A 16,410-nucleotide genomic window follows, 5' to 3' on the forward strand; every position below is an offset into this window, starting at 1 on the left:
TGACTGGGCGCCGGGCCATATTAACTGGCTTTCGACTCCCTGCCTTCCTCACTTACCAACGCATAAGACTAAGAATTGGTCTTATGCCAGACACACAAAAGTTGGCCACAAACTTACGGATAATTTCCCGACGCTGGTTGTTATCAAGCGGATAGCTCTGTTGGAGTACTCATAAAACGTGGTCCTTTTTTCGTTGATTTTGCCTTCATTTCGATAGTACATGGCAGATATTATTCAATTATTGCCCGAATATTTAGCCAACCAAATTGCAGCAGGCGAAGTGGTGCAGCGCCCAGCTTCGGCGGTAAAGGAGCTGCTCGAAAACGCAGTAGATGCTGGTGCCACGCAGGTGCAGCTGATTGTAAAGGAAGCCGGCAAGCAGCTGGTGCAGGTGGTAGATAACGGACTGGGCATGAGCCCGACTGATGCACGCATGAGCTTGGAGCGCCACGCCACCAGTAAAATTCGTACCACCGAGGACTTGTTCCGCATCCGGACCCTAGGGTTTCGGGGCGAGGCGCTGGCTAGTATTGCGGCGGTAGCGCAAGTGGAAATCCGAACCAAGCAGCGCGACCAGGACACCGGCTCGTTGCTTTTGGTGGAAGGCTCGCAGATCAGTAGCCAGCAGCCCGTTGCCTGCCCCGATGGTACCAGTATTGCCGTCAAGAACCTGTTTTTCAATGTGCCCGCCCGCCGAAACTTCCTGAAGAGCAACGCAGTAGAAATGCGTCATATCCTGGATGAGTTTCAGCACGTGGCCTTAGCCAACCCGCACATTAGCTTCTCGCTGTTTCAGAACGACCTGGAGGTATTTAACCTGCCAGCGGGCAAGCTGAGCCAGCGGATTGTGTCGTTGCTGGGCAATGGCTACAAAGAGCAACTGGCTCAGGTAGAGGAGGTAACCCCATTTATTGCGGTGAAAGGCTTTATTGGCAAGCCGGAATCGGCGAAGAAAAGCCGCGGCGACCAGTTCTTCTTCGTGAACAACCGCTTCATCCGCTCGGCCTATCTCAACCACGCCGTGCTGACTGCCTATGAGGGCTTGTTGCCTAAAGACACACACCCGTTTTACGTGCTGTTTCTGGAGCTTGATCCGAAGACCATCGATATCAACGTACACCCCACCAAAACAGAAATTAAGTTCGAGGACGAGAAAACCGTGTACGCCATTGTGCGAGCTGCCGTGAAGCAAAGCCTGGGCCTGCACAACATGGCGCCATCGTTGGATTTTGACGGCAACGTAAACTTTGGCCCAATTCAGCCGTTGCGCCTTTCCGGCAATGAGCGCAACCCCTTCGCCGATGATTTTCAGCCCGATGCGCTGGCCTCGGCGGCGGCGCGGGCGGCCGGCACCTCGGGCAGCTCGCGTGAGAAAGCAACCGGCTCCGATGCCTATGAGCGACAATTGCCGCCTAGGCCCACGGAGCAAGCCAAGCGCGAACTGGAAAATTTCTACAAAAGCCTGAGCCAGATCAGTGTGCCCGACGTGGAGCACGAAGCCACGGCCGTGGGTGTGCCTGTGCCTTCTGCGGCGGCAGTGGTTTCAACGCAACCACTACCTAGTGAAGTGGTACCAACTCAACCGGAAGCGGAAGCAGAGGCTGGAGCTACTCCGGTTGGGTTGCCCGAAGCAGAGGAGCTAGCGGCGCCAGAGCAACTAGTATTACCCGGCGTGGCGGCCACCACCCCCGAGCTTCCCCTGCGCGAATCCTCCACGGGGCCGGGCAACAAAGTGCTGCAACTGCATCAGCAGTATCTGCTGCTGCCTGTGAAGTCGGGTATGATGCTGATTGACCAAGTGGCGGCCCGGGAGCGGATTCTGTTTGAACAGTATGCGCAGGCGCTGGAGCGCGAGGTTAGTGCCTCGCAAACGCTGCTGTTTCCGCGTACCATCACCTTCACGCCACAGGACTTTGCCATTCTGCGCGAAATAGAAGAGCCCCTGCGCGCACTGGGTTTCCGCTTCACTGACTTCGGCAAGCACACCATTGCGGTAGAAGGCATTCCGGCCGATGTGCCGGCCCGCGACGAGAAAGAGCTACTGGAAGGTCTGATTGAGCAGTTCCGAACGCATGCTGGCCCTATGAAGCTAAACCGCCGCGAGCAGATGGCCCGTGCCCTAGCCCGCCGGGTGGCCGCAACCGCCGCCGGCTCGCGCCTTTCGGAGCTGGAAATGACCACGCTAGTTGATAAACTCTTCGCCTGCCAAGTGCCCAACTATACGCCCGATGGCCGCCGCACCATCGTGCTGCTGGAGCTGGGGCAACTACAGGAGTTGTTTCGGCGGTAGCGGCAGGAGCAGGGGCTAGTCCGCCTTTGGATGGCAAATGCCGTACGTAGTTCCGTTGCTACCGGAGCCAGGCCCTATCTTGCCCCGCGAAGTCATTTATTCTGCGCTAATCCGTCGTTCATGTTTCAGCTTACTCCTACCGTTCGCAACCTGCTTATCGCCAATGTGGCGGTGTTTTTTCTGAGTACGCAGTTGCGCGCGCTTGGCATCCTGAACCTGTACCCCATTGGCTCGCCCAACTTTGGCGCCTGGCAGTTCGTGACCTACATGTTCATGCACGCCAACATTGGGCACATTTTTTCCAATATGCTGGCGCTGGCAGCCCTAGGGCCGATGCTGGAGCAGCGGTGGGGGGCCAAGCGGTTTCTAACCTACTGGTTGATTTGTGGGCTAGGAGCTGGTATGCTATACAACGGCCTGCGCACCTACGAGCTGAACCGGATGCAGCAGGACATCGAGGTGTTTCAGCAGGACCCCACGGATGTGCATCTCAAGGACTTCGTGGAGCATAACCTGAGCAATAATGCGGAAGCTTTTGATCCGGTAATTCGTCAGCTTCATACTACCCCCGACGACGAGAAGCTTATTCAGGGCGTCGTGACAACTATGAACACCATCTACGAAAGCAGCCTCAATAGCCCCATGCTGGGCGCTTCGGGAGCCGTGTTTGGCATTATGCTGGCGTTTGCCTTCTTCTTCCCGAATACGGAGCTAATGATCTTTCCGCTCCCCATTCCAATCAAGGCCAAGTATTTCGTGATACTATATGGTCTCTACGAGTTCTATTTTGGAGTGCACCGTGTGCCGGGCGATAATGTGGCGCACTTTGCCCACCTAGGCGGAATGTTGGTTGGCTTGGTGGTGTTGCTGCTGTGGCAACGCAACCGCACCAGGCTCTACTAAGTATCTGGTTACTGGCTGAACCCAACTGCCACTCCGGCAGAATGGCTTCACTAAATAAGTAGCCATTTCCAGTCAGTTACTAGCCCTGTTTTGTTTACAAGCCATAAAGCTGCCAGTACGTGTGGCAGTGTGGTAGCTTGCACGAAAATTGTGGAAATTCCCGCCCCAGCCAGATACATTCCCTTCCTCATCCGGCTAGGTTCCAAATCTGCCCCACCTCCCTATGAGTATTGCCAACGATATCCGCACAGCGTTTAGCAAGCGGGATAATGCCCTGAACCAGCTGCTACTGCTGAATGTGCTGGTGTTCATTGCATTCATCCTGCTGCGGACGGTGATTTTCATCCTGACTAAAGACCGCAACGGACACTTGCCTGTACTGGAGTGGCTAGCGGTTCCTTCGGTGCCAGCTACCCTGCTTACGCGCCCCTGGACACTGCTGACGTACAGCTTTATCCATTTTGATTTCTTTCACATTCTGTTCAACCTGCTGAACTTGTACTGGTTTGGGGCCCTAGTGCGCGAGTACTTGGGCGACCGGCGCCTCGTGAGTCTGTATGTGCTAGGGGCTATAGCAGGAGCTGCACTGTATTTGCTGGCGTTCAACCTGATTCCGGCTTTTAAAGGCACTCCCGCCATTTTGTACGGTGCCTCGGCCAGCGTAACGGCCATCGTTTTGGCTGCTGCTACCTTGCTGCCTGACTACACGTTTAGCATTATTTTCATTGGGCCGGTTCGTATCAAATACATAGCGGCAGTAGTAGTTATACTGAGTATTGCCGGCATCAATGGCGGCAACCCCGGCGGCGAGATTTCTCACTTAGGCGGGGCGTTGCTTGGCTTCATCTTCGTGAAGCAGTTGCAGGCTGGCCGCGACCTGGGCCGCCCGGTGCAAGCCATTGGCGATTGGGTAACGCGTATCGCTACGGGGCGCCCTAACCTGCGGGCTACGCGGGGTGGTGCCGCTCCGGCTCCTGCTGCCGCGCCCAAAAAAGGTGTTATAGCTAAGCCCGAGCAAGATGAAATCGACCTGATTCTGGACAAGATTTCGCGCTCCGGCTACGAAAGCCTCTCGAAAGATGAAAAGCAAAAGCTGTTCCGCGCCAGCCAGAAGTAACGGTAATGTGCCTTTGGAATGCTAACAAGAAAGCCCGCTGACACCATCAGCGGGCTTTCTTGTTTAGGGGAGGGCTAGGCCTTATAGCTTAGGCAAGCGCCGGAGCTTAAACAAAACCGGCTGCTCCGCTCACGCGAAACAGCCAGTTTCTAAAGACTAGGTACGAAACTAAGCCGAAGCCTTGCTCATGTTGTCTAGGGCGTCCATCACCTCTTTCACGTGGCCGCGCGAGGTTTCTAGCATTGCTTTCTCCTCATCGTTCAGTTGCAGCTCGATAACCTTCTCGATGCCGTTTTTGCCGAGGATAACTGGAGCACCCAAGTACACGCCGTTGATGCCGTACTCGCCCTGTAGCTCAATGCACACGGGGAACACACGGCGCTGGTCGCGGACAATGGCTTCTACCATTTGCGCAGCGGCCGCACCTGGCGCATACCAGGCTGAGGTACCCATCAGCTTTACCAACTCGCCGCCACCTACAGCTGTGCGCTGTACAATAGCGTCCAGTTCCGCCTTGCCGATCAGCTCGGTTACGGGAATGCCGCCTACCGTGGTGTAGCGGGGGAGGGGCACCATGGTGTCGCCGTGGCCACCCATGAGTACTGCCTGAATGTCTTTAGGGCTTACGTTCAGGGCTTCAGCCAGGAACGCCCGGTAGCGCGCGGTGTCCAGGATGCCAGCCATGCCGAATACCTTTTCGCGGGGCAGGCCGGAGGTGAGGTGCGCCTGATAGGTCATCACATCTAGTGGGTTCGAAACCACAATGATGATGGCGTTAGGCGAGTATTTTACAACCTGCTCGGTTACCGTTTTCACGATGCCGGCGTTGGTAGAAATCAGGTCGTCGCGGCTCATGCCGGGCTTACGGGGCAGGCCCGAGGTAATTACTACCACATCGGAGTTAGCGGTGCGGCTATAGTCGCCGGTTACGCCTACGGTGCGAGAGTCGTAGCCGATGATGGGGGCTTTCTGCCAGATGTCGAGGGCTTTGCCTTCGGCGAAACCTTCCTTGATGTCAACCAGAACAATTTCGTTGGCAATTTCGCGGGTGGCCAATACATCGGCGCAGGTTGCCCCTACGTTGCCGGCTCCAACTACGGTAACTTTCATTGGGTAAGGAATTGGGTGTGAACTGTGGGTTTGGGCCGTAAAGCTAACCCAAAACGAGTTTCGGCAAACCCAAACCAAGCGAAAGTTCGCTGCAACTGCCCAACTGGCTGAACTTGTGGTGAAAGCAAAAGCCCGGCCTAGGCTAGTGGGGTAGCGCAAGCCGGACCTTCGTGGTTTTGTAACCACACGGGTGAATTACATTCGCCGCACTACCAAAACACGCTCTGTTTCCTCGGTCACCTTAAACCGGTCGTCGGGACGGAAACCGATAACCCAGGCAATTTTGCCATCGGCGGAAACCAGCACTTGCACATTGTCTTTGAGATTGAGCGGTACTTTCTGGTCGATGAGGAAATCGGAAAGCTTCTTCTTTCCTTTCATGCCGATGGGCATAAACCAGTCGCCTTCCTGCCAAGCGCGCACCGTGAGCGGGAACTTCAGCGCATCGGCATCCAGCGCGGCTACGGCCTTGCCTTTCGGAATGTCATAGCCTTCGGTTACTTCTACTAGCTCGGTGCGCAGGTGCAAGCCGTCGATTTTCAGGGCTTCCTGCCCGGCCTGCAACTGGTGCGTACCAAACTTGGTGAGGTTGCGCGGCGTGATGACCAGCTGCTCCCTGTCCTTTACCAGCAGATGCGTCGGCGACTCAAAGCGGCGCCCCGACTCCGCCCCGAAGCTCTGCACAATGTCCTTCACTACTAGGTACGAAAAGCCGAAAGGCCGCAGTAGCTCGTGCAGCACCACGGCCGTGGCCGCCGTTTTCTGCAGCATCCGGATATCGAGGTAGGTGGCTTCGGGCTCGGTGCGTTGGGCCTGGCTGGCGGTTTCTTCCACGTAGCGGCGCACGATTTCTTCGGCCCCACCCACGCGCTCCGCCGTGATGCTCATGGTATGGTCGAGGGAGGGGTTGATGTCGCGCAGTACGGGTAGTACCTCCAGGCGTAGGCGGTTGCGCTGGTACACGGGGCTGTCGTTGCTGGCATCTTCGCGCCAGATCAGGCGGTTTTCCACCACGTAATCATACAGGTCAGGCTTGCTGACGGCTAGCAAAGGGCGCACGAGGTAGCCCGATTTGGGCCGGATGCCATGCAAACCAGCCAAGCCCGTGCCGTGGGTGAGGTTGAGCAGCATGGTTTCGGCCGTGTCGCGCTGGTGGTGGGCGGTGGCAATGTAGTCGTAGCCCTGGGTTTTACGGATGCGCTCAAACCACTCGTAGCGCAACGCCCGGGCCGCCATTTGGGTAGATATGCCTTCTTGCTCAGCAAACTTCTTGGTCTGGAAAAACTCGGCGAAGTACGGCACCTCGTATTGCTTGGCCAGCTTGCGCACAAATTCCTCGTCGGCATCGGCTTCCTCGGCGCGCAGCCCAAAATGGCAGTGCGCTAGGGCAAACTCAGCGCCCAACTTATGCAGCACATGAGCCAGTACCACGGAATCGAGGCCGCCGCTGACGGCTACCAGCAGCTTATCGGTAGGGGAGAAGAGGGCGTGTTCTTGAATATACTGTTGAATCCGTTCGAGCATGGGGCAAGGTGGGTGAAGAAGCGGGGCAGAAGGTCCGGAGGGGTTTAAACTCTTAGCAGGCCTAGTAACCTGGGCCATGAGAAGAGGAATTACGTCGGGAGCTATGCCAGAGAGCTTTATTGAGCGCTGAAAAAACGTACTATTCCACAAAGAAAACCGTTAGCAACGGCCCTTCTGTACCTTTGCACTGAAATGTCGTTCCCGAAGCCTCTTTTTCTCTTTCTGCTCCTGCTACTGCCGAGCCTGGTTTGGGCTCAGCAACGCCCCGCTGCGCGCCCCGCCGGAGCCGCGCCTGTTCCGCAAAAAGGCCAGCAAATTGAGCTGCTAGGGGCCGGCCAATTGGAAGGCGGCACCTTTAATGGTATTGAAATCCGGAAGCTGATTGGCAACGTGAGCTTCCGGCAGGGCACTACGCTGCTCTACTGCGACTCGGCCTACCAGTACACCGAGCGCAATGCGCTGGAGGCGTTCAGCAATGTGCGCATCATCCAGAACGACACCATTACCATCACCGGCGACCAAGGCACCTATGATGGCGACACGCGCAAAGCCCGCATGACCGGCAACGTGACCATGCGCGACCCGCGCATGACGCTCACCACCCAACTGCTCGATTACGACCTAAACCGGAATACGGCTTACTACAGCACTGGCGGCCACCTTCAGGACCCAGAAAATACGCTTGATAGCCGGTTTGGCTACTACAATACGCAAACCAAAGTGTTCAGCTTCAAGCGCGATGTGAAGCTAGTAACCCGGGAGAACACCATCGATACGGATACGCTGCAGTACAATACGGTCAGTAAAATTGCCTACTTCTTCGGGCCCACCCGCATCAAGGGCAAACAAGGGAGTGTGTACGCCGAAAACGGTAATTATAACACAGTTACCAAGGTGTCGAACTTTGCCCGCAACGCCAAGATCGAAACGCCTAATTACCTGCTCGGCGGCGACAAACTCTTCTACGACGAAGCCCGGCAGTATGGCTTGGCCACTGGCAACGTCTCGATGACTTCCAAGAAGGACAACATCGTGATTCGGGGGGACGTGGGCAAATACTGGCGCGCCGATGGCCGGGCCAAGGTGTATGGCAACCGTGCCGTCATGCGCAACATCAACGATAAGGACACGCTGTATCTGGCGGCTGATACGCTGGTCAGCCTCGAAGGCCGTCCGCCCCAAAATAAAGCCGGCGTGATTTACGCCTACCGTAAAGTGCGCATCTTCCGCACCGACCTGCAGGGCCGCTGCGACTCCCTGACTTACGACCGGCAGGATTCCATCATCTACCTCAGCCACGACCCAGTTCTCTGGAACAACAAAAACCAGCTCACTGCCGATTCGATGCAGATCCAGCAGCGCAAGGGAAAAATTGACCAGATGCGCCTCTACGGCCGGGCTTTCACTATTGGGCAGGACACGCTTCTGAACTTCAACCAGGTGAAGGGCCGCACCATGGTGGCGTACTTCGGGGAGAAGGCCATAAAAAAAATTGATGTGGTTGGCAACGCCGAGAGCATCTACTATGCTCTTGAGGGAGACACGGCCGTGTCAGGGGTCAACAAATCCTTATCCGCGACCATGACGATGCGGTTTGCCCAAAGCAAGCTCCAGAATATCACGTTCCGCACCAACCCCGAGGCTAGCTTTATTCCCCCGAATGAGCTTAAGGCGGAAGATGCTAAACTGACTGATTTCCGCTGGCGTGCTACGGAACGCCCCACCCGCCGCCAAACGTTAGGCAAGCACTTTGCGCCCCCTGCTAAACCCAAAAAGAAAGCAGTGCCAGCTAAAAAGGCTCCTGTCAAGAAAAAGGTTACTGCTCCTAAAAAAGCAGCGCCTGCAACACCAAAACCGGCTGCTCCAAGCAAGCAGCCTGTCGTGAAAAAATGAGGTGGATGCCGGGTAATGCACTGGGGTTTAAACACCACCACTACCTAGTATTAGTTGCCTCACCGATTATCCTTACCTTTGCGCCCTTATGCTGTCTTTCCGTCCTGCCTTTTTAGTTCTGTTATTGAGCGCCTTGCTGCTCGGGTCTTGCACCGGCTATCAAAAGCTGTTGAAGAGCACCGACGTCAACAAGAAGTATGAAGCTGCCATTCAGTACTATGATAAAGGCGACTTTTTCAAGGCTGGCACGCTGCTCGAAGAATTGATTCCGCTGCTAAAAGGCCGCCCCGAGGCGGAAAAAGCCCAGTTTTACTTTGCTAATACCAACTACAAGCAGCGCAACTACACGCTGAGCGCCTACTACTTCAAAACGTTCTACGAGACGTACCCCAACTCGCAGTTCGCTGAGGAAGCGGCTTTCATGCAGGCCAAATCGTTGTTCCGCGACTCGCCTGATTTCCAGCTCGACCAGACGAACACGTACTCGGCGCTGGATGTCATCCAGGATTTCTTAAACCGCTTTCCCGAAAGCCGCTTCCGCGCCGAAACCGACGGTATGTCGCAGGAGCTGCAGAAAAAGCTGGAAAACAAAGCCTTCCGCGGTGCCAGCTTGTACTATGATTTGCGCTACTACCAGTCGGCCGTAACAGCGTTTACGGGCTTTCAGCAGCAATACCCTGCTTCGGCCTACGGCGAGCAGGCCGCTTTCTTGAAGTTGAGCGCCCAATACGACCTAGCAAAAGAAAGCGTAGAGGAGAAGCAACGCGAGCGGTACCTAGAGGCCATTGCCTTCTACCAGAACTTTGTAGACGCTTTCCCGCAAAGCAAAAACCTGAAAGAAGCGGAGCGCATGTACGATGCCGCCCGCGACGAAGTAGCCAAATTGAAAACAGCCGAGTCGACGGCTGCTAATTAAGGCGCAGGAAGTGCCGACGCCGATTTTTACCGGCACCACAAGCACTTTCCGCCCCTTTACCTTACCTTCTGCACATTCATAACACATCAGATAAGATGAAAACTCCGAACAGCGTACCAGCTTCCATCGTGACCCGCAACATGTCGGATTTCACCCACGAAACCGGCAACGTGTATGAGAGCCTGGCTATCATCTCGAAGCGTGCAAACCAGATTTCTGTGAAGCTGAAAGAAGAGCTGAACGGCAAGCTGGCCGAGTTTGCTACCACCGTAGATAACCTCGAAGAGGTGTTTGAAAACCGCGAGCAAATCGAAATTTCCAAGCACTACGAGCGCCTGCCTAAGCCTACTAACCTGGCAGTAGAGGAGTTTCTGGAAGGCAAGATTCACTACCGCACGCCTGCTGAAGAAGAGCAGCCTGAGGCCCGCAAAGCCGAGTAGCGCACGGACTTAGCTCACTAAAAACGGATTACACGGACGCAGTTAGTTGCTGGTTCGTGTAATCCGTTTTGTTTGGTAGCTATGGCACTATGGCAGGCTGCTTGGGTGGCTCTAAGGGGTTTGTGTACTTTGGAGGCCTAGTAGCCAAGTTAGTTTAAGTGCAGAAGGGAGCTAGCGAAAGGTGGTTTGTTAAATGAAGACATCGGATGCAGTCAATTAACTCTGTGTTGCAGGGACGTAAGATTTTGCTGGGCGTTAGCGGCAGCATTGCAGCCTATAAGTCGGCGGTGCTGGTGCGCTTGCTGGTGAAGGCCGGAGCTGAAGTGCAGGTTATTCTAACGCCCGCCGCCGCGGCCTTCGTCACGCCCCTGACCCTCGCCACGCTCTCGAAAAATCCGGTTCTGCAGGGCTTTCTGAAAGATGAACGGGCCGGCGAGTGGCACAACCATGTGCATCTGGGCCTCTGGGCTGACGCGTTGGTGGTGGCACCGGCCTCAGCCAACACCCTCGCGCACCTCGCCAACGGCCTCTGCGATACGCTGCTGGATGCCGTTTATCTCTCGGCCCGCTGCCCCGTGTTTGTGGCTCCGGCCATGGACCTAGATATGTACCAGCACCCGGCTACCCAAGCTAACCTAGCCCGTCTGCGCCAGTACGGCAATACAGTGTGGGAGTCGCCGGCGGGCGAGCTGGCCAGTGGCTTAAGCGGCCCGGGCCGGATGCTGGAACCCGAAGACATGGTGACGGAGCTAGAACGGTTTTTTTCAGAACCCGCTATCTTGTCGGTCTGAGGCGAGGGGTAGTATTTTGCTAGCTTCCTTCTGACCATCAACCTCCCGCTACTTAGCTCTCCAGAATGCGCGTTCTTATTACTGCCGGTCCTACGTATGAGCCCCTGGATCCGGTTCGCTTTATTGGCAACCACAGCACCGGCAAAATGGGCTACGCACTGGCCGAAACATTTGCCGCCAACGGAGCTGAGGTAGAGCTGGTAAGCGGCCCCACCAACCTGCCCAACCCGGCCCACCCCAACATCCGAACCCAGCGCGTACAAACCGCCGATGAGATGTTTGCCGCCGCGGCCGCCCTAGCGCCCGCCGCCGATGTATGGGTGTTTGCGGCCGCCGTTGCCGACTACAAACCCGCGCAGGTAGCGGAGAATAAGATTAAAAAGCAAGGCAACACGCTCACGCTGGAGCTCGTCAAGAACGTGGACATTGCCGCCACATTAGGCGAAATGAAGCGGCCCGAACAATTTTCGGTGGGTTTTGCGTTGGAGACAGACAACGAGCTGGCTCATGCCCTGGATAAGCTGCGGCGGAAGAATTTTGATATGGTAGTGCTTAACTCGCTGCGCGATGCCGGCGCTGGCTTCAAGCACGATACCAACAAGATAACGCTGCTGGAAGCCAACGGGGGCCTGACTACCTTTGACTTGAAGCCCAAAGCGGAGGTAGCCCTCGATATTGTGCGTACCGTTTTAGCCCGCCTGCAACCCCACCATGCGTAACCTCTGCCTGTCGTTTCTGCTGCTCTGCTTGCCTTTTCTGACGCGTCCTGCCCAAGCGCAGGAGCTACAGGCTGAGGTGAGCGTGACTACCGAGAACGTAACCATCTCGGACCGTCAGCTGGTGCAGCAGATGCGCAACGACATGCAGACGTTTCTGAACACGCGCACTTTTACCAACCAAACCTATCGGCCGGCAGAACGCATTCGGTGCCGCTTTTTCGTGGGTATTCGCTCTATTCCGCAGAATGGCACTTACGTAGCTACCGTGCGGGTGCTGAGTACGCGCCCCGTGTATGGCACCGGGTACGAAACCAATGTGCTGAGCTTTACGGACCCCAGCTGGACGTTTGCCTACTCCCCGCAAAACCCGATTGACTACTCGGAAAACGTATTCGTCGGCAACCTGTCCTCGCTGCTTTCCTTCTACGCCTACATTATCATTGGCATGGATCAGGATAGCTTTGCTTCCCTGAGTGGCTCGCCCTATTACGACCGCGCCCGGACCATCCTGACCAATGCCGCCTCTCAGAACACGACCAGTGAGGTAGATGAAGGCTGGAAAGATGCTAGCAGCGGCAACCGCTATTGGCTGCTCAACAACCTGCAGGACCCACAACTAGAGGCATTCAGAAAGGGCAGCTACGCGTATTATCGTCAAGGCATGGATGTGTTTATCACCAAGCCCGAGGAAGCCCGTGCCAGCATGGTAACGGCCCTGCAAGGTGTGCAGCAAGCGATACAGCGCCGGCCCGGAACGGTGCTGGCTCGTGCGTTCTTCACTACCAAAGCCGACGAAATTTCCAACGTATTTCGTACTAGCCCCGATCAGCAGCAGAAAACCCAAGTAGCAACCCTGCTTTCGGAGGCCGACCCTACCAACTCTGCTAAGTACCAATCCATTCTGCGGCAGCCGTAGCGCTAGTTTTAGGTACTAAGAAATATTTTTGGCGAATAAAGTTAGTAACTAACTAAATGAGCTAGTAGCTTTGCTAAAGCTACTAGACCCGGTTGTGCCCGGACCGTAGCTTTTCTCATTTATTAGCTACGGCCGGGTTCCCGGCCCTCATGTTGGATTGCTATGTTGGTTGACTTGCGCATCCGTAATTACGCCCTGATTGAGCAGCTAGAGCTGCAACCTTCGGCCCTTCTCAATATTATTACCGGCGAAACGGGTGCCGGTAAATCCATTATGCTGGGTGCCATTGGGCTGCTGCTGGGCAATCGGGCCGACTCACGCATGCTCTTCGATACGGAGAAGAAATGTGTGATTGAAGGCCAGTTTGACATCAGCGGCTACCAGCTCCAGGATATCTTTGAAGCCGAGGATCTGGACTACGACACGCAATGCATTCTGCGGCGAGAGGTAAGCCCCGCTGGCAAAAGCCGGGCGTTCGTGAATGATACCCCCGTAACGCTGGAAACCCTGCGCAACATCGGGGCGAACCTCATGGATATTCATTCCCAGCACGATACGCTGCTGCTCGGGGATGCCGTGTTTCAGCTGAACCTACTGGACCTTTACGCCGGCTTGGTGCCTAGTAGGGCGCAGTACAGCAACGCGTATCGCCAATACCGCAAGTTGGAAGCCGACTTGAAATGCCTAGAGGACCAAGTAGCTCAGGCCAACAAGGAGCTGGATTATCATAGCTTTTTGCTGAATGAGCTGGAAGATGCCCGTCTTGATAATGAACACCAGGATGAGCTGGAGCAGGAAGTAAAAGAGCTGGAGCACGCCGAAGAAATCAAGTTCAAGCTCACGAATGCCCTTCAGAGCCTGACGGAAAGCGAGTATTGCGCTACCGGCGCTATGAAAGAGGCTGCTTCTTTACTAGGTCAGATTGCAGCTTATTCTGAGCAGGCCCGTGAGCTAAAACATCGTCTCGACTCCTGCCTGATTGAACTGCACGACATTGCCAACGAAATAGAGGTAGTAGAGCGCCGCACAGAAGGCGACCCTGCCCGCATTGATGAGCTGCAAGGCCGCCTAAATGTGCTCTACAGCCTCCAGCGCAAGCACCAGGTGCGTGATGTAGTAGCCCTGCTGGCTGTCCGCTCTGAGTTGCGGGATAAGGTTAGCTCGGTGCTCAACCTAGATAAGCAGATAAACCGCCTGCGCCGCGAATCAGAAGGAGCCTTAGCCGCCGTCCGGAAACAGGCTACGCGTCTTTCGGAGGCTAGGCGTAAGGTGTTTCCGAAGTTCGAGAAGGAGCTAGTTTCGTTGCTTTCAGACTTGGGCATGCCTAACTCGCGCATTGTGGTGCAGCACCAGGAAGGCGCGCCCGCCGCGAGTGGTATTGACGTTATCAGCATCCTGTTCACGGCCAACAAAGGCGCCCAGCCTCAAACGTTGAGCAAAGCTGCATCCGGTGGTGAGTTCTCGCGCCTGATGCTGTGCATCAAGTACATGCTGGCGGATAAAACTGCCTTGCCAACCATCGTTTTCGATGAAATTGATACGGGTATCAGCGGTGAAATTGCGGTGAAAGTGGGCCGAATGATGCAGCAAATGGCCAAGAAGCATCAACTCATTACCATCAGCCACCTGCCCCAAATGGCCGCAGCCGGCGACACGCACTATTTCGTGTACAAAGAAGACCGTGCCGACCGCACTGTGAGCCGTATCCGGATGCTGAACCTAGAGGAGCGCATTCAGGAAATTGCTCAGATGATTTCCGGTGCCAAGCCCAGCCAACACGCCTACCAAAGCGCCCGCGAGCTATTAGCCATGGGCGGTGAGGAATTGGTAGGATAGAATGCGAAGGGGAAGAATTGTGACGTTGTGAATAGCTAACTTGGCGCCGCATAACTGGCCTTGCGCGGGTTGCTCTGGGCATTATATCAGAGGCAGCAGCAGGGCCATCCAACGTTCACAACTTCACAAGCTCACAACTTCACCACATGTCTAACAACCTACTCGCTGGCAAGGTCGGCATCATTTCTGGTGCTCTAAACGAGGAATCAATTGCCTGGAAAGTAGCCCTGAAGGCCCACGCCGAAGGTGCCCGCTTTGTGCTCACCAACGCCCCGCTGGCCATGCGCATGGGCGAAATCAACAAGCTTTCGGAGCAGTGCAACGCGCCCATCATCCCGGCCGATGCTACCTCCATGGAGGATCTGGAAAAGCTGTTCAGCGGCGCGCAGGAGCAACTCGGTGGCAAAATTGACTTTGTGCTGCACAGCATTGGCATGAGCGCCAACATCCGGAAGGGCAAGCACTACGGCGAGTTGAACTACGAGTGGTACCAGAAGACGCTCGACGTGTCGGCTATGTCGTTGCACCGCATGCTGGCCGTAGCTGAAAAGCAGGATGCCTTCAACGAGTGGGGCTCGGTAGTAGCGCTGTCGTACATCGCGGCCCAGCGCGCTTTCCTTGATTACACGGACATGTCGCAGGCCAAGGCAATGCTCGAGAGCATTGCCCGCAGCTATGGTCAGCGCCTCGGCAAGCTGAAGAAAGTGCGAGTGAACACCGTTTCGCAGTCGCCCACTAAAACCACGGCTGGTACCGGCATCAGCGGTTTCGATGCGTTTTACGAGTACGCCGACCGCCTTTCGCCGCTAGGCAACGCCCCGGCTGAAGCCTGCGCCGATTACTGCGTTAGCCTGTTCTCGGACCTGACCCGCTACGTGACCATGCAGAACCTGATGCACGACGGCGGCTTCAGCACCACCGGCATCTCGGAGGAAATTGTAGAACTGATTACCAACAGCAAAGCCTAGGTCGAATCAGGTGATAAAGCAGAAAGCCCGGCCAACTTGGTCGGGCTTTTTTGTGTTTGGGGGCTAGTAGAAAAAGCGGTTCAGCATTATGGCTACTTCTCTGTAGGAGCCCAGGGTCTGAACTTCGACCCCAAATTTGTAGTAAATGTTGAAGCTGTGCATGAGTTGGCCCTTCAGCTGCCAGTAACCGGGCCAACGAGTTGCCAGCGCATAACCAGCAAGGCTGAACGAATCGGGCAGTAGGTTGCCGCACACTCCAACGCTGTAGCCTATTCCTGAACTTGGACGAGTGTCGTGAGGGCCAGAGGGGTGGTGCCGGGCGTAACCGGCGCCTACCAGCAGATCTGGTACGCGTATGTTGCCAATGCGATAAAATCCTACGTCAGCAATAGCTGAGTAGCTCCTGAAATTTAGGTGTGTATCTGCGATATGCAACCGTTGGTACACCAGGCTCTCCCGGAAATGCAAGCGGTTTCTGGGAAATAAAGGCGGCAGGCTGAGCGTAGCCGTGAGGGCATGCTCGCAGCTCAGGTTTGTGCGGTAGTTGACGGTAGCAGTAATGGGCATGTCCACCAGGCCCTCACCAAATAGTTGCACAGATGCCCCCACTGGGGTGTAGGGCAGCCCGCTGGAAAGGCCCATAGCCAGCTTTGGCAGAACGCATAAGTCGCAGTAAGAAGTGGCGGGCGACTCCAGAAGCCGTACCATGGTGTTGCTACCTGCCGCTATCCGCAATTCCTGAGATTTGTAGCCGATAAACGATACCTGGAGCGTCACGCTGTCGGTGCCGGCCGCCAAGCTCAGCGTAAAGCGGCCGTCGGAGTCGGAGGAGATGCCGTTAAGGGTGCCTTTTTGTAAAATAGTGACACCGGGTAAACTGTGACCTGTCTTATCATCCAGAATGCGGCCCGCTACCACAGGCTGCTGGGCTAGGGTAAGGAATTGTTGAAATAGACACAAACAAAGCAGTAGTAACTGTTTCATAAG

General features: G+C 55.6%; 14 protein-coding genes. 11 read left to right on the forward strand and 3 right to left on the reverse strand.

The genetic code is table 11. The features are described 5' to 3' along the window. Positions 1 to 220 precede the first annotated feature (220 nt). The 3 genes from mutL to ACYVGU_RS01915 all read left to right on the forward strand — a co-directional run bounded on the left by mutL (position 221) and on the right by ACYVGU_RS01915 (position 4,310). Complete coding sequence (gene mutL / locus ACYVGU_RS01905; RefSeq protein WP_460620678.1) at positions 221 to 2,290, forward strand: DNA mismatch repair endonuclease MutL; 2,070 nt, start codon at positions 221 to 223, stop codon at positions 2,288 to 2,290. A gap of 120 nt (positions 2,291 to 2,410) precedes the next feature. Beyond that, positions 2,411 to 3,193 carry a rhomboid family intramembrane serine protease gene (locus tag ACYVGU_RS01910; protein ID WP_460620679.1) on the forward strand — a complete coding sequence of 261 codons (783 nt, stop codon included), beginning with the start codon at positions 2,411 to 2,413 and terminating at the stop codon, positions 3,191 to 3,193. Positions 3,194 to 3,416: 223 nt separating this feature from the next. Beyond that, positions 3,417 to 4,310 carry a rhomboid family intramembrane serine protease gene (locus tag ACYVGU_RS01915; RefSeq protein WP_460612748.1) on the forward strand — a complete coding sequence of 298 codons (894 nt, stop codon included), beginning with the start codon at positions 3,417 to 3,419 and terminating at the stop codon, positions 4,308 to 4,310. A gap of 168 nt (positions 4,311 to 4,478) precedes the next feature. Here ACYVGU_RS01915 and mdh read toward each other — a convergent pair whose 3' ends face one another. Both mdh and tilS read right to left on the reverse strand, forming a co-directional pair. Then, positions 4,479 to 5,420 carry a malate dehydrogenase gene (gene mdh, locus ACYVGU_RS01920; protein ID WP_460620680.1) on the reverse strand — a complete coding sequence of 314 codons (942 nt, stop codon included), beginning with the start codon at positions 5,418 to 5,420 and terminating at the stop codon, positions 4,479 to 4,481. Positions 5,421 to 5,615: 195 nt separating this feature from the next. Beyond that, the gene (gene tilS / locus ACYVGU_RS01925; protein ID WP_460620681.1) at positions 5,616 to 6,944 is read right to left on the reverse strand and encodes a tRNA lysidine(34) synthetase; all 1,329 of its coding nucleotides are present in this window, start codon (positions 6,942 to 6,944) and stop codon (positions 5,616 to 5,618) included. A gap of 192 nt (positions 6,945 to 7,136) precedes the next feature. Here tilS and ACYVGU_RS01930 point away from each other — a divergent pair, with 192 nt between their 5' ends. The 8 genes from ACYVGU_RS01930 (at position 7,137) to ACYVGU_RS01965 (ending at position 15,423) form a co-directional block, all read left to right on the forward strand. Next, positions 7,137 to 8,837, forward strand: a complete 1,701-nt coding sequence (locus ACYVGU_RS01930; protein WP_460620682.1) for an OstA-like protein — start codon at positions 7,137 to 7,139, stop codon at positions 8,835 to 8,837. A gap of 88 nt (positions 8,838 to 8,925) precedes the next feature. Then, positions 8,926 to 9,753: an outer membrane protein assembly factor BamD gene (locus ACYVGU_RS01935; protein WP_460612744.1), complete on the forward strand. Its 828-nt coding sequence runs from the start codon at positions 8,926 to 8,928 to the stop codon at positions 9,751 to 9,753. Positions 9,754 to 9,848: 95 nt separating this feature from the next. After that, complete coding sequence (locus ACYVGU_RS01940) at positions 9,849 to 10,193, forward strand: DNA-directed RNA polymerase subunit omega (protein WP_460612743.1); 345 nt, start codon at positions 9,849 to 9,851, stop codon at positions 10,191 to 10,193. A 224-nt stretch (positions 10,194 to 10,417) separates the two neighbouring features. After that, positions 10,418 to 10,984 (forward strand): flavoprotein, encoded by a 567-nt coding sequence (locus ACYVGU_RS01945; RefSeq protein WP_460620683.1) that lies wholly within the window; start codon positions 10,418 to 10,420, stop codon positions 10,982 to 10,984. Positions 10,985 to 11,049: 65 nt separating this feature from the next. Further along, positions 11,050 to 11,703: a phosphopantothenoylcysteine synthetase/decarboxylase family protein gene (locus ACYVGU_RS01950; RefSeq protein ID WP_460612741.1), complete on the forward strand. Its 654-nt coding sequence runs from the start codon at positions 11,050 to 11,052 to the stop codon at positions 11,701 to 11,703. Next, on the forward strand, positions 11,696 to 12,619 hold the full coding sequence (porD, locus tag ACYVGU_RS01955) for a DUF4835 family protein (RefSeq protein ID WP_460620684.1): 924 nt from the start codon (positions 11,696 to 11,698) through the stop codon (positions 12,617 to 12,619). The genes ACYVGU_RS01950 and porD overlap by 8 nt, the downstream gene beginning before the upstream one ends. 162 nt (positions 12,620 to 12,781) lie before the next feature. Then, a complete protein-coding gene (gene recN / locus ACYVGU_RS01960) occupies positions 12,782 to 14,455 on the forward strand; it encodes a DNA repair protein RecN (RefSeq protein ID WP_460620685.1) in 1,674 nt (557 codons plus the stop codon). Between the two features lie 146 nt (positions 14,456 to 14,601). Beyond that, the gene (locus ACYVGU_RS01965) at positions 14,602 to 15,423 is read left to right on the forward strand and encodes an enoyl-ACP reductase FabI (RefSeq protein WP_460612738.1); all 822 of its coding nucleotides are present in this window, start codon (positions 14,602 to 14,604) and stop codon (positions 15,421 to 15,423) included. Between the two features lie 63 nt (positions 15,424 to 15,486). Here ACYVGU_RS01965 and ACYVGU_RS01970 read toward each other — a convergent pair whose 3' ends face one another. Next, positions 15,487 to 16,407, reverse strand: a complete 921-nt coding sequence (locus ACYVGU_RS01970) for a carboxypeptidase-like regulatory domain-containing protein (RefSeq protein WP_460620686.1) — start codon at positions 16,405 to 16,407, stop codon at positions 15,487 to 15,489. Positions 16,408 to 16,410 lie beyond the last annotated feature (3 nt).

The organism is Hymenobacter tenuis (genome assembly GCF_054780495.1).

What these genes read in the sequence shown, in the direction of transcription:
- mutL (WP_460620678.1), top strand. Translation starts at nt 221, where the DNA reads ATGGCAGATATTATTCAATTATTGCCCGAATATTTAGCCAACCAAATT.
- ACYVGU_RS01910 (WP_460620679.1), top strand. Translation starts at nt 2,411, where the DNA reads ATGTTTCAGCTTACTCCTACCGTTCGCAACCTGCTTATCGCCAATGTG.
- ACYVGU_RS01915 (WP_460612748.1), top strand. Translation starts at nt 3,417, where the DNA reads ATGAGTATTGCCAACGATATCCGCACAGCGTTTAGCAAGCGGGATAAT.
- mdh (WP_460620680.1), bottom strand. Translation starts at nt 5,420, where the DNA reads ATGAAAGTTACCGTAGTTGGAGCCGGCAACGTAGGGGCAACCTGCGCC.
- tilS (WP_460620681.1), bottom strand. Translation starts at nt 6,944, where the DNA reads ATGCTCGAACGGATTCAACAGTATATTCAAGAACACGCCCTCTTCTCC.
- ACYVGU_RS01930 (WP_460620682.1), top strand. Translation starts at nt 7,137, where the DNA reads ATGTCGTTCCCGAAGCCTCTTTTTCTCTTTCTGCTCCTGCTACTGCCG.
- ACYVGU_RS01935 (WP_460612744.1), top strand. Translation starts at nt 8,926, where the DNA reads ATGCTGTCTTTCCGTCCTGCCTTTTTAGTTCTGTTATTGAGCGCCTTG.
- ACYVGU_RS01940 (WP_460612743.1), top strand. Translation starts at nt 9,849, where the DNA reads ATGAAAACTCCGAACAGCGTACCAGCTTCCATCGTGACCCGCAACATG.
- ACYVGU_RS01950 (WP_460612741.1), top strand. Translation starts at nt 11,050, where the DNA reads ATGCGCGTTCTTATTACTGCCGGTCCTACGTATGAGCCCCTGGATCCG.
- porD (WP_460620684.1), top strand. Translation starts at nt 11,696, where the DNA reads ATGCGTAACCTCTGCCTGTCGTTTCTGCTGCTCTGCTTGCCTTTTCTG.
- recN (WP_460620685.1), top strand. Translation starts at nt 12,782, where the DNA reads ATGTTGGTTGACTTGCGCATCCGTAATTACGCCCTGATTGAGCAGCTA.
- ACYVGU_RS01965 (WP_460612738.1), top strand. Translation starts at nt 14,602, where the DNA reads ATGTCTAACAACCTACTCGCTGGCAAGGTCGGCATCATTTCTGGTGCT.
- ACYVGU_RS01970 (WP_460620686.1), bottom strand. Translation starts at nt 16,407, where the DNA reads ATGAAACAGTTACTACTGCTTTGTTTGTGTCTATTTCAACAATTCCTT.